The organism is Massilimicrobiota sp. SW1139 (assembly GCF_012027715.1).
Taxonomy (GTDB): domain Bacteria; phylum Bacillota_I; class Bacilli_A; order Erysipelotrichales; family Coprobacillaceae; genus Allocoprobacillus; species Allocoprobacillus merdigallinarum.
In genome coordinates, this window is record NZ_SJOR01000023.1 from 20,141 (window position 1) to 32,670 (window position 12,530).

At 30.4% G+C, this 12,530-nt stretch carries 11 protein-coding genes and 1 other annotated feature; of the genes, 2 read left to right on the top strand and 9 right to left on the bottom strand.

The window, feature by feature from the left end; translation table 11 throughout:
* Nucleotides 1-58: 58 nt before the first annotated feature.
* The 4 genes from E0K96_RS10460 to E0K96_RS10475 form a co-directional block, all read right to left on the bottom strand.
* Entirely contained in the window at nt 59-2,299 is a 2,241-nt protein-coding gene (locus E0K96_RS10460) for a glycoside hydrolase family 3 N-terminal domain-containing protein (RefSeq protein ID WP_168083062.1), read from the bottom strand.
* Nucleotides 2,300-2,302: 3 nt separating this feature from the next.
* A complete protein-coding gene (locus tag E0K96_RS10465) occupies nt 2,303-3,115 on the bottom strand; it encodes a MurR/RpiR family transcriptional regulator (RefSeq protein WP_168083064.1) in 813 nt (270 codons plus the stop codon).
* 73 nt (nt 3,116-3,188) lie between these two features.
* Nucleotides 3,189-4,484 (bottom strand): PTS sugar transporter subunit IIC, encoded by a 1,296-nt coding sequence (locus E0K96_RS10470; protein WP_168083066.1) that lies wholly within the window; start codon nt 4,482-4,484, stop codon nt 3,189-3,191.
* 202 nt (nt 4,485-4,686) lie between these two features.
* Nucleotides 4,687-5,217: a methylated-DNA--[protein]-cysteine S-methyltransferase gene (locus E0K96_RS10475; RefSeq protein ID WP_168083068.1), complete on the bottom strand. Its 531-nt coding sequence runs from the start codon at nt 5,215-5,217 to the stop codon at nt 4,687-4,689.
* Nucleotides 5,218-5,387: 170 nt separating this feature from the next.
* Nucleotides 5,388-5,620 (top strand) — a binding site (T-box leader).
* A gap of 33 nt (nt 5,621-5,653) precedes the next feature.
* Between E0K96_RS10475 and lysS the strand changes: the two genes are divergently transcribed.
* The gene (gene lysS / locus E0K96_RS10480) at nt 5,654-7,144 is read left to right on the top strand and encodes a lysine--tRNA ligase (protein ID WP_087298224.1); all 1,491 of its coding nucleotides are present in this window, start codon (nt 5,654-5,656) and stop codon (nt 7,142-7,144) included.
* 177 nt (nt 7,145-7,321) lie between these two features.
* Here lysS and E0K96_RS10485 read toward each other — a convergent pair whose 3' ends face one another.
* From E0K96_RS10485 to E0K96_RS10505, 5 genes are all read right to left on the bottom strand, one after another.
* Nucleotides 7,322-8,422: a site-specific integrase gene (locus tag E0K96_RS10485; RefSeq protein ID WP_168083070.1), complete on the bottom strand. Its 1,101-nt coding sequence runs from the start codon at nt 8,420-8,422 to the stop codon at nt 7,322-7,324.
* Nucleotides 8,422-8,706: a helix-turn-helix domain-containing protein gene (locus E0K96_RS10490; RefSeq protein ID WP_168083072.1), complete on the bottom strand. Its 285-nt coding sequence runs from the start codon at nt 8,704-8,706 to the stop codon at nt 8,422-8,424. The genes E0K96_RS10485 and E0K96_RS10490 overlap by 1 nt, the downstream gene beginning before the upstream one ends.
* A gap of 14 nt (nt 8,707-8,720) precedes the next feature.
* The gene (gene mobV, locus E0K96_RS10495) at nt 8,721-9,965 is read right to left on the bottom strand and encodes a MobV family relaxase (RefSeq protein ID WP_168083074.1); all 1,245 of its coding nucleotides are present in this window, start codon (nt 9,963-9,965) and stop codon (nt 8,721-8,723) included.
* 195 nt (nt 9,966-10,160) lie between these two features.
* On the bottom strand, nt 10,161-11,129 hold the full coding sequence (locus tag E0K96_RS10500) for an AAA family ATPase (RefSeq protein WP_168083076.1): 969 nt from the start codon (nt 11,127-11,129) through the stop codon (nt 10,161-10,163).
* Nucleotides 11,130-11,255: 126 nt separating this feature from the next.
* Nucleotides 11,256-11,471, bottom strand: a complete 216-nt coding sequence (locus E0K96_RS10505; protein ID WP_168083078.1) for a hypothetical protein — start codon at nt 11,469-11,471, stop codon at nt 11,256-11,258.
* 127 nt (nt 11,472-11,598) lie between these two features.
* Here E0K96_RS10505 and E0K96_RS10510 point away from each other — a divergent pair, with 127 nt between their 5' ends.
* Entirely contained in the window at nt 11,599-12,246 is a 648-nt protein-coding gene (locus tag E0K96_RS10510; protein WP_168083080.1) for a helix-turn-helix domain-containing protein, read from the top strand.
* Nucleotides 12,247-12,530 lie beyond the last annotated feature (284 nt).

A 12,530-nucleotide genomic window follows, 5' to 3' on the forward strand; every position in this document is an offset into this window, starting at 1 on the left:
TTTTATATATTCCCACAAAAAAAGAATATACATGCCTAACATATATATTCTCTATATCTTATATAATCGTGATTGTTTTTGAAACATAATTTTCGCTATCATGCCCTATTAAAATATTCATTGTTCCTTTTTCAATCACATGATTCATTGAATCATCCCATATTTGAAATGCTTCTTTACCCAAATGAATTTTTACTTTTTGTGAAGAATCAGCTTTTATCATTCCTTTCCAAAAAGCTTTCAATTCTTTATAGCGACGACAAATACTTGATTCATTATCAATAATATAGACTTGAACAACTTCACAACCATCATTTTGACTCTCATTGATAACATCCAAAGTAATATCTAATCCATGCTTTTGAATTTCATCTAGAGTTAATTGTGTTTGAGAAATATTAATATTCTGATATGAAAATTGACTATAACTCAATCCATACCCAAAAGGATATAATGCCTTTCCACTCATATCGGCATAATCCTCTTTTGCTCCCGAATCTTTTCCATTATAATAGCATGGTAATTGCATTGATGAACGTGGAATAGACATAGATAGACGACCACTAGGATTGTTATTTCCTAGTAAAGTCTCAGCAATAGCTAATCCTCCTAAATTACCTGGATACCATGCAGCTAAAATAGCTTGACTCTGCTCAATAATATTTCCTATAGAATGTGGTCTTCCCTGAATCAGTACTGTCACAATCTTCTTGTTAACTTGATAGATTTCATTTAGAAGTTCCTTTTGAATCCCATCTAAATCTAAACAAGCTTTATCAACATTTTCTCCACAATTCATTTCATCTTTATCATAACTTGTTTTTACTGCCCCATTACTTTCAAATTCTGTTTTAAAATTTCTAGCACTAGAGCCTCCCAATACTAATACAACCATATCACTTTCTTTTGCTAAATCAATTGCTTCCTGAAGATATTGAGTTGACTGGTCTCGCACTTTACAACCTAACGCATAGCAAACTTCCACATCATGAGGCACCATTTCTTTTAAGCCCTTATAAACTGTGTATACATCTTCTTCTCTTTGAAAAGATGTATAATCACCTAACATATTCATATATGTATGTGCATTAGGTCCAATAACTGCTATTTTTTTTATTCCTTTTATTGGTAAAATACCATTATTCTTTAAAAGAACTTGACATTCTCTCGCTGCCTGTAATGCTAATTCCTCAGCATGAGATATATAATTTTGAACATCCTTATGTTTAAATAGACCCATTTCATCTTTTAATTTCAAAATTCGTTTCACACTTCTATCCAAAATTTTCTCATCCAAATAACCTTTTTCTACGGCTTCATCTAAATGTGTATATACATTATCCCACAAACTTAAATCTACACCCGCACAATTTGCTTTTGCTGCTGCTTTTGCAGCATCTGGTTCCATCATCAACAAACGATCCAAAGCACATCCATCAGCCATGACTATTCCGTCAAATCCGTATTCTTCTCTTAAGATGTGTTGAAGTAGGTTTTTATTTACATGGCAAGGTATTCCATCAATTTCATTATATGCTGCCATAACTGCTTTAGCTCCAGCTTTGACACCCTTTTCCACCGGTGGCAAATATATTTCTCTTAATTCTCTTGGGCCAATAGAAGCCGCTCCTGAATTATGTCCACCTTGCGCAGCTCCTTGAGCACATAAATGTTTCAATACAACTGCAACTTTATTTTCAGGATTATTTTGAAATCCTTGAACAGCTGCTGATGCCATCTCACTTGTCAGATAAGGATCTTCACTAAAGCATTCTTCACTACGACCCCATCTTGGATCTCGCATAACATCAAAAGCAGAAAACAAAGCAAGATTCACACCCTTTTGAGCTAATTCATTGCTAGCTTCTTGGCATATCTTTTTTAACAGATTTGGATTCCATGACATTCCCATAGAAATATTAGCTGGATACATCATGCTATGTAGACCTTGATGTCCATGAACACATTCTTCACTAATCAATGCCGGAATTTTCAAACGCGTATGTTCCTGTATATAATCTTGAACCATTGTAATGACTTTAGAGCTATCTTCTTTATCAATCCCATTAACTTCATTCATTCCAGACCAGGGATCTGCACGTAAAATTCCATAAATAGCTCCTACTCCACCATATTTTTGAATATGATCTTTGAACACTTGTGTTAATTCAAATTTTCCATCCTGATTTTTTTTAAAAACTTGCCATCCATAAAGATGCTGATTCAATTGTCCTACCTTCTCCATTAAAGTCATTTGTGATATAAAATCATCAAGAGCTTTTTCGTTTTCCCATCTCATGACTTATTCTCCTTTATTAATATAGTCAAAAACTTTAAAATTCATTTTATCAATATTTTCTTTATCCATTTCACGTAAAATCTCAAAGAGGACTTCTAAAACAATGAACTGTGACATTTCAGTTACAAGCGTACTTCCTTCTTTTCCTATTTCTTTTCCCGCAGTCAATAAAACAACATCAGCAATTTTAGCCAAATGCGACTCTTCATGATTAGTCAAAGCTATAATTTTAGCTCCACTTTTCTTTGCCAACATAATAGACTCTATTGTTGATTCATTTTCACCAGAAATACTAAAACCAATTGCTAAATCTGACGATGTAATCATATTTGCATATAATACTTTTAAGTATGTTTCTCTAGCCGCAATAGCTTTATACCCTAATGAAGCAAAACGCATCTGTGATGCTAAAGCAGTTAATCCTGAAAATCCACTTCCAAACATATAAATCGTCTGACTATTCATAATCATTGATACTGTTTGTCTCATTTTCTCTTTATCTAGTAACTGCGTTGTTTCTTCTACCATTGTATGAATACGATTGAGTGTAGTGGGTAAATTCTGGTGAATTTCTTCTTCATTTTTTTGAATTTCTAATATAACCTGTTGCTTTAATTCATAATAACCAGAAAAACCTAAACGTTTGCAAAAACGTAAAATAGTTGTTTCCCCAACTTCACATTGATTTGCTAAATCTCCAATACTTAAATATGTGATTTGTGGCATATGCTGACTCATATATAAAGCAACTTTCTTTTCAGATTTCGTAAAATCTGGGAAAAGACTTTTTATTCTGAGAATGATTTCATTGTTCATAATATATCCTCCTATGATAATGAAATGACTTATTTCTTTTAGCATTACCAAAAGAAATAAGTCTATGTTATATTTATTGTTGATTCATTTTATCACTAACTCTAACAAATGGTATGTAGATTACAACATCTAATGCTAATAAAGCAAGAGAAAGAATTGCAGCCATTATATCTCCACCAGTAGCAAAGAAAGCATAGAAACCTGGTGGCGTTATCCAAGGAACTTGGGCAATAACTTTTCCTACAATATCTAAACTTGTTAATATGTAAGCAATAATCAAATTAATAGATGGAACTATAATTGCCGGAATCATAAAAATTGGATTCATAACAACTGGCAAACCAAACATAATTGGTTCTGAAATATTAAACAACGATGGAACAAGTCCTAATCTAGCCACTGCTCTATTATCTTTACGTTTTGAAACAATAAAGATTGCAATAATTAATGCAAGGACACAACCGCCTCCTCCAATCAATCCATACATATTCATGAAAGGCTCAGTAATAATATTTGGGATTGGATTTCCAGCAGCACTAGCATTAATATTTTCTGTTAAAGCTTCTAGCATTGGCGCACTTCTAATTGGTGATAAAATCGAAGACCCATGAATACCAAAAACCCATAATAAATCAGATATAAATTGTAGAAAGATTAATCCCCATGAAGATAATACAAATCCACTTAAAGGTTTAGAAATAATTGCATTAACTAAATCTGGAATAGTAAGTCCAGCAAAATAATCTAATCCAAATACAATACATGCAAATATAACAATTACCAACAATTCTGGAATTAAAGCATTGAATGATTTTTCGATTGCTGGAGGTACATTTTCTGGCATTTTGATTCTTAAACGTTTAATAGCAGCAAATCGCATAAAAATTTCTGTTCCAATCAATGCAGTTAAGATGGAATAAATCAAACCGCTACTAGATGTCAGATTTTGTGAAAACATACTTGAAATAGTGACTGGATCAGTTAACCCTTCTACAACAACTTGTTGTGTTGTTGGCATCAACATAAACATTAAAGCTACAGCCAATCCACCAGCATGGATTTTTGTAAATCCTGAATTAGCTAATTCTGGTTTGTTAGTTAAGTAATAATCAGCTAAATTACTAGCAGTTGTAAAAGCAATTAAGACTGATAAAACTCCTAATGTTCCTTGATTGACAATGGTTGTTAATCCTGAAAAAATATCACTATTGAAAAAATTGACTGCTAACGCATTAAACAATGTAAACATAGAAGCTGCCATAACTAATGGCATAGAAATAATAAAGCTATCTTTAACAGCACTTAAATGACGTTGCTGTGATAATTTTGTTGCTATTGGCAAAAGCTTATTCGCTATTGTCTCTATCATAATTTTCCTCCTCGACTTCTTTTTACTCCCCTAGGTTTGTTATAATGACTTTAGCATAGCGCTTTCAGATAATCAATAATTTTCCTTTTTAAACAAGATTTATGGGATTTTTATTCCAATTTGAGTATTTTATTCTTTTTGCGATAATAAAAATGGAATTTTATCTTTCAAAAAAAGAACCATCATCCAAAATAGTTCTATCTTATTTTTTAACTGGTTCATATAAACCTGTCATATCAACATTCTCTAATTGTAATAACTTGATTTTATTATCAATACCACCCGCATATCCTGTTAAACTTCCATCTTTTCCTACAACACGATGACATGGAATAATGATGGATATAGGATTATGTCCAACAGCCCCACCTACTGCCTGAGCTGACATTGTTTTTTTATTTAATGTTTTTGCCACCTTTTTAGCAATTTCCCCATAAGTCATTGTTTGACCATAAGGAATCTCACACAATATTTTCCATACCATCTGTTGAAACTGTGTGCCTTTTGGTGTTAATTTTAAATCATTGATGGAAGGTTGTCTTTGATGAAAGTAATCATCTAACCATTTTTGAGTTTGTATCAATATGGGATGATCATCCTTCTCTATGATATTTTCTTTGATATTTCCTAAAAAGTATTTCTGCCCTTCAATCCACAATCCAATCAATCCCTCTTCATCACATACCAACAAAAGATTGCCTAAAGGCGACTGATAATATGTCTGATAATACATAAGACTCACTCCTTATCACCATTTTATCATTCCCTATTTTTCTATACAACTATTCTGTCATATATAAGTTCATTCTTGATGAATATGATAATCATAATGAAGTCTCAAATGAAATAAAAAATGCAGTCTTGACAACAAGAAAGTTTATTTATATAATACAGGCGTATAGAAAAAAGGCGATGAATAGAAGAGTAATTGTTATGATTGATAACAAGAGAGTCCTGATGGTGGAAATGGACAATCATAGTAACGATGAATAAAGACTAGGAGCCGTATTTTGGATCGTATGTGATAAAATAACGTGTGCCGCGTTACAGGCTAGACTCTGATAGGAGTTGAAAAGGTTTATGCAGTGATGCATAAATGAATGAGGGTGGTAACACGATAATCTCTCGTCCCTTGCGGATGGGAGTTTTTTTATTGGAAAGGAGATATTATGGAAGAAAGACATTTTAGTGAACAGGAATTAGTAAGACGTGAAAAGTTAAATTTTTTAAGAGAAAAAGGTATTGATCCATTTGGGCAAAGATTTGATGTCACTGCTTTTTCAACAGAGATCAAAGAAAAATATGCAGGAAAAACACATGAAGAATTAGAAGAAGCTGCGATTGAAGTCAAAGTTGCTGGAAGAATTATGACAAAACGTCGTAAAGGTAAAGTATGTTTCATGCATATTCAAGATAAAGAAGGACAAATCCAAATTTATGTCAGAAAAGATGTTATTGGTGAAGACAGTTATGAAGTTTTAACAAAAAGTGATATTGGAGATATCATTGGGATTGTTGGGACTGTCTTTGTGACAAATACTGGTGAATTATCTGTCAAAGCTTCTGAGTATATTCACTTAACAAAAGCATTACGTCCTTTACCAGAAAAATATCATGGTTTAAATGACGTTGAAGAAAGATATAGAAGAAGATATGTTGATTTAATTATGAATGAAGAAGCAAGAAAGATTGCTTTTACAAGACCAAAGATTATTCGTTCTATTCAACATTATCTTGATGGTTTAGGATATACTGAAGTTGAAACACCTGTATTAAATCCTATTTTAGGTGGTGCTTCTGCTCGTCCATTTATTACACATCATAATACTTTAGATATGAATTATTATTTAAGAATTGCGACTGAATTGTCTTTAAAAAGATTAATTGTTGGTGGTATGGATGCTGTTTATGAAATTGGACGTTTATTTAGAAATGAAGGTATGGATAGAACTCATAATCCAGAATTTACAACAATTGAAGTTTATAAAGCATTTAGTGATCTAGAAGGAATGATGGATTTAACTGAAGGTATCATTTCTAATGCAGCGAAAGATGTTTGTGGTACATATGATATTGAATATAAAGGACATCAACTTTCTTTAGCTCCTGGATTTAAACGTATTTCTATGACAGATGCTATTAAAGAACAAACTGGAATTGATTTTGCAGGAGATATGACTTTTGAAGATGCGAAAAAATTAGCTGAAGAACATGGTATTGAAGTCGAAGCACACTTTGGTTATGGTCATATTATTAATGAATTCTTTGAAAAATATGTAGAAGAAACAATTGTTGATCCTACATTTGTTTATGGACATCCTGTAGAAATTTCTCCACTAGCAAGAAAGAATCCTGAAGATCCTCGTTTCACACAGAGATTTGAATTATTTATCTGTGGTAATGAATATGCAAATGCATTCAATGAATTAAATGATCCCGATGATCAATATGAAAGATTTGCAAATCAGTTAAAAGAAAAAGAACTTGGAAATGACGAAGCTAACGAAATGGATTTAGATTATGTAGAAGCTTTGGAATACGGATTACCTCCAACAGGTGGAATGGGTATGGGTATTGATAGACTTGTTATGTTATTAACTGGTCAAGAATCTATCCAAGAAGTTATCTTGTTCCCTCAGATGAAACCACGTAATAAATAGCGATAAAAACAAGATAATTTGAATTGTTTTAACTCAATAAATAATAAAAATAAAAAGCATAACTTAAACAATAATCATCTCTATAAACGAAATGATATTGAGTTTATTGTTATGCTTTTTTTATTTGACTCTCATAGCGAGATTTATGATACTGGCATACAAGTGGCATACACTATATTATAATTTATCAATATATTCAATTAAGTTCTTACGACTTTTTTCATAAATATGTGCATACGTACTTCGTAACATTTCTACACTATGCCCCAATCTATCAGCAATTAATAATTCAGAAATCACAGGATTTGATAATAAATAACTTGCATGAGAATGTCTTAGTCCATGTACTGTTATTTTTTTAACCCCAGATTTTTTTACATCTGCATTAAACCATCTTCTAAGTGTAGCTATAGAGATGTAAGTTTGATCCTTATATAAATAATAATCGTCATTAAATCCATCCTGTTGAGAAACAATAATATATCGCCTTTTTAATTTTTCTACCAATCTATCTGGTAATTGAATAATTCTATTTGAACGTGAAGTTTTAGGTGATGTTATTTGTGATGTAATCGCACTTAATGATTTAGATATTCTTAGTTTATTATTAATAAGATCGACATCTTTCCATTGTAAAGCACAGAATTCACCAATACGTAGACCTGTAAGAAACATAAATTCATAAATATCCCTTTTATATTCATCTTCAACGCTATTAATAAATTTGTGATATTCATCTATTTCCCAAAAATTTTCTTCACTAGATTGTCTTTTTATAATCTTATTTGGATCTTTAGGTGGTTTAACTTTATGGCATGGATTCTTTTGTAACCAGTCATGATCAACAGCATATGTGAATAAACCTGACAGGTGTAGTAAAATATTACGTGTAGATGATTCGCCATAAATTCTCCCATCATATCCATTTTGTGAAATAGCATTAATCCAACGTGTAATTTCTAATGTTGTAATATCATCAATATAACGATTACCAAAACTAGGTGATATAACATATGTTTCAAATCTCTTATAAGCCTTGAGAGTAGATAATTTAATATGATTGGGAGCATCTTTATGATACTCCACAATCAAATCATTTAATTTTAAACGAGTTGGTAAAATATTATTATATTGTTTCAAAAATTCTGCTTCTGCTAATTTTGCTGCTTTTTTACTTTTAAATCCCCTACGTTTATAATTCTTTCTTTTTCCATTTTCATCTTTCGGTAGTTTTCCATAGAATGACCATGTTCCATTACTTTCTTTTTGTTGAGCCATTACATTGCTCCTACAATAGCATTGTGATAATTCTTTCTATTGATGTCATCTTGTTTACGTTTTTCAACAGTCTGTTTACTTATAATAGCCTTACTTTTATTACTGACATCTAAACCAATATAGTCATCTTGGAAAGCACGAATAATTTTTTGAGGAAACATATAGTTTTTACCTGTCTTAATACCATCTATTATTCCTACTTCTCGTAACATTGATACAGTATTCACATGAACATGTAGAAATTCAGCTACTTCTTCTCTTGTTAACATTTTTAAATCTTCCATATTATATATCACTCCTAACGCATTATATTTTTCATTGTATGATTATCATTATCTTGTTTCATGATTTCATTTATAGGTTGATTTTGACTTTCTAAGAACATAATTCTGTTTGCTATGCTTTCAACTTTCTTAGATACTTTCTGTAAGACGGTTATTCCAATATCTTTAAAAGATTTTATATCCATTTCATAATCATTATGAATAAGCATATTTTTAAATTTTTGAAATACCTTATCTAAACCTAACCATGAAATAAATGTTTGAAATATAGATAGCTCATTTTTTAATTTTGTTACTTTATTATCTAAATAATGATTATTATCTCTTAATATTTGATTATCATTTTCAGAATTATGAATTTGATTTTCTAACGAACCTATAGATTGATAAAGATTGTTGATAATTTCTTCCTTTTGTTTAAGTTGCTTTGCTAAAGGCATGGATCTATACATGTCTAGTTCTTCTTTTTGAATCGTGACAAGATGTGTTAAACCTATTACTTCTTTTTGGTATTGATTTAGGCTATATTTAAGCCCATCAATAATCTGATTGCATTTTTTAAGTGTTCTTGTCTTTTCCAACAGTCCGGATGGGTTGTAATCAATATGATTAGATTCATCAATAATGTTTTGAGTTGCTTCATTATGCTTATAAATGTTTTCTAAGCTCTTTTTAAAACTTAAATCTTCTTGTTGTTTCAACTCTTTTATTGTGCGATTTCCGTTGATTGTAGCGTTGTTTTGAATGGAAGGCATATAACCTAAGGCTTGTTCAAGAAACGCCCCTAAATCTGGGTGAAATCGCTTGAGTTCTTTCTTTGTGAGAATATCCTTGCATTTCAATCTTTCAACTCCATCTATTTCAATAACTGGTATAAATGAAAAGTGTATATGTGGTGTTGCTTCATCATTGTGCACCCAAGCACTGACAACGTTCTTTTGATTATATTTTTGGGTAAGAAATTGGAATGTCAATTCAAAGAATTTCTCTTGATCTTCTTGAGGTACATCTTTAGGAAGTGTCACAATCCAATCCACCATATAAATAATATCATCTCTCTTGAGATGTTTGACTTCACTTATTCTTTTCTTTAAAAACTGTTCAGGTTTCATTGGTTGAATATCACATGCTAGATTATAATTAAGATGGGTTCTACTTTTATCTATATCCTGATTAGACAGTTCACAGCCCTCTCGTCTTTCACAATGGATAACCAATCCAATGACACCTTGCTTTTTTATTTTTTGGGCATGAGCCATATGATTTCATCCTTTCCAAAAGCCCCCCGGCAGGGCAAGTTTCCAAAAGGCTTTAGCATTTTGGTATAACTTGCTAGACCAATGTTTTGGTCTTTCTTTTTAAAGATTGCCGATAGGCTTCATATTTTATTTTCAATGTTCTTGTTTTGTGACAGAATGACAGTTGTTTTCGTACCGATTTCATCTGTCATACTGTCATTTTTCATTTTCATCTTTATGATAAATAATCTTAATTGTTCTTTTTTGACCAGTTCTATCATTAGTAAATGTAATATGATTTTCATCTAAATATCGTTTATTTTGTTTCAGATATTTTGTAAGATAATTTGGATTGAGTTCCATTTTAGACTTTTGAACAATTTCTTGACAAGTTCCAATAAGTTCATGTTTTTCTAGACCAACTACTGCGTTAATCAACTGAAGAATATTTTTAGGTATTTCTTCCGTTACAGTCTGTTCATCAGTATCTAATACCCAGTTAATATTCTTTTCATCCTTTTTAATTTTAATGATAGATTTATTGTTTCTTAGTATCAGTTTCAATTCCCCATGTGTATCAAATTCATTTCTTACAGAAAGCAATAATGTACCTGTAGTTGCTCCAGAAAGTGCCTTTGAACCTATGAGATTATCTTGATCTATTCTTTCTTTATTTTTCTTTGTATGATGAATAAGAATACATATAAGACTTTTCTTCACAACAATATCTCTTAGTTCCTTTAAAATTGGATAAACTTCATAATAACTATCATTAGAAGAAATAACTTCATCTAATCCAACATAAGAATCAATAATAATGAGTTTGTATTTTTCAATATCTCTTATTTGACTCAATCTTTCATTAATATCATAGATTGATTTTGAATCATTAAATTCATACAATACCTCATTCGTCCCTGAAAGATTTAATGAAATAATTCTGCTCTTTGTTTCAAAATCATAATTATCATTATCAAAATAAATAACTTTACCTTTAGGCATAGGTCTACCAAGAAAATCATTACCTTGTGCTACACAATTTGCCATTGTTGTTGCAATCATTGATTTCCCTACTTTGCTCGATCCAGCTAAAACATATAAACCCGGTCTAAGTAACCCACCGAACAGATTAACTCCTTCAGATTTAAATTCTTTTTCCAATAATTCTTTTTGAGTTATCGGCATATAAAAACTCCTTTCTTAAAATTTGGTTTGAAAGGAGACTCATTGTCTGATATAATTCTCTTTGAAAGAGCATTATAAAAACATGTCTCTTTTCAGGTATGACTATCTAGAAAGTTTGGCGATGGACTAGATAGTCTTTTCGTTTGATTCAATTTGAGTGGACTGATCAAAATATTTTTCAACCAAATCCAAAGGTAATGTACCTGCTTTAGGTAATCTTTTCTTATCAATATGAAATGCTTTAATAATTCTTTTAGAATGTACTTGAGCAACTTGTTGATAGCTACACCCAAGCGCATCAGCCAGTTCTTGATAAGTAATAAATTTAGTCTTTAACTCCATTTTATTTCACCTCCTAAAACCATTATAACACCATATATGATTTTTGCAACATAAAATTGTATATTTTTATATTATATATGATTTTTGCATAATTTATTATATAATATAAATGATGGAGGAAACAAAAATGTCAGTAGCTACATACATAACCAAATTACAAAAACAGAAAAAAATTTCTTATATGCAATTAGCTAAAGAAATTGGTATTACATATCAAAATATGATGGATTTGAAAAATGGAAGAATTGCTTTTTTCTCAGCAAAAGTCTTAGATAAGCTGTCTAAATATGAGCAAAAGGATAAGACAGATATTATATTTGAATCTATCGATAGTGATTTATATGAAGATTCATCAAAATGTTCTTTAAAATACTTATGTCAATGTGCTGCTAATGGATATTCAGTAACTTTTAAACCAAGTTTTCCTAATCCATTTAAAGTTGGAAAAATATATTTTGATGGACTAGTTTCAAAAAAAAGAGTAACAAATAACTATACTGCTATTGACTCTTGGGAAACACTAAAAAAAGAGCATTTACAACTATACAAAAATATTGAATATTCAAGAGATGCATATGCAGAATTATTTATAAATGAGAATGTATATATTAGTAGTATTATCAATTATGCGATAAGTAAAGTTGATTTACTTAACGATGATAATATAAGAGGATATACTATTATAATCGGAGACAGCGTATTATATGATTTTGAATTAATCAAGGAATTTTTACCTAAAAAATTTAAAATTAAAATTTCATTAAAAACTATTTAAAAAGCTTTTCAATTTGAAAAACTTTTTAATTTTTGAATATAAAAACAAGTGAATCAACATCAATGAACTCTGTATCATGTAACTTATTGTAAAATCATTTTTTATTAAACAATATTATAATAAAATACATATATTAAGACATGCCTAATTAATCAACAATAAATAGTTGTTAACTAAAGTATTCCCACATATTATTATACCATAAACGCCAAAAAATATAAGGGGTTACATATAGATATTAAAATGTTATACTATAATTGATAAAGGATCCTTTTACAGATTGT

Excerpts from the sequence above, each read along its gene's own strand:
- E0K96_RS10465 (WP_168083064.1), bottom strand. The coding sequence starts at position 3,115 with ATGAACAATGAAATCATTCTCAGAATAAAAAGTCTTTTCCCAGATTTT.
- E0K96_RS10510 (WP_168083080.1), top strand. The coding sequence starts at position 11,599 with ATGTCAGTAGCTACATACATAACCAAATTACAAAAACAGAAAAAAATT.
- E0K96_RS10460 (WP_168083062.1), bottom strand. The coding sequence starts at position 2,299 with ATGAGATGGGAAAACGAAAAAGCTCTTGATGATTTTATATCACAAATG.
- E0K96_RS10485 (WP_168083070.1), bottom strand. The coding sequence starts at position 8,422 with ATGGCTCAACAAAAAGAAAGTAATGGAACATGGTCATTCTATGGAAAA.
- E0K96_RS10470 (WP_168083066.1), bottom strand. The coding sequence starts at position 4,484 with ATGATAGAGACAATAGCGAATAAGCTTTTGCCAATAGCAACAAAATTA.
- mobV (WP_168083074.1), bottom strand. The coding sequence starts at position 9,965 with ATGGCTCATGCCCAAAAAATAAAAAAGCAAGGTGTCATTGGATTGGTT.
- E0K96_RS10505 (WP_168083078.1), bottom strand. The coding sequence starts at position 11,471 with ATGGAGTTAAAGACTAAATTTATTACTTATCAAGAACTGGCTGATGCG.
- lysS (WP_087298224.1), top strand. The coding sequence starts at position 5,654 with ATGGAAGAAAGACATTTTAGTGAACAGGAATTAGTAAGACGTGAAAAG.
- E0K96_RS10475 (WP_168083068.1), bottom strand. The coding sequence starts at position 5,217 with ATGTATTATCAGACATATTATCAGTCGCCTTTAGGCAATCTTTTGTTG.
- E0K96_RS10500 (WP_168083076.1), bottom strand. The coding sequence starts at position 11,129 with ATGCCGATAACTCAAAAAGAATTATTGGAAAAAGAATTTAAATCTGAA.
- E0K96_RS10490 (WP_168083072.1), bottom strand. The coding sequence starts at position 8,706 with ATGGAAGATTTAAAAATGTTAACAAGAGAAGAAGTAGCTGAATTTCTA.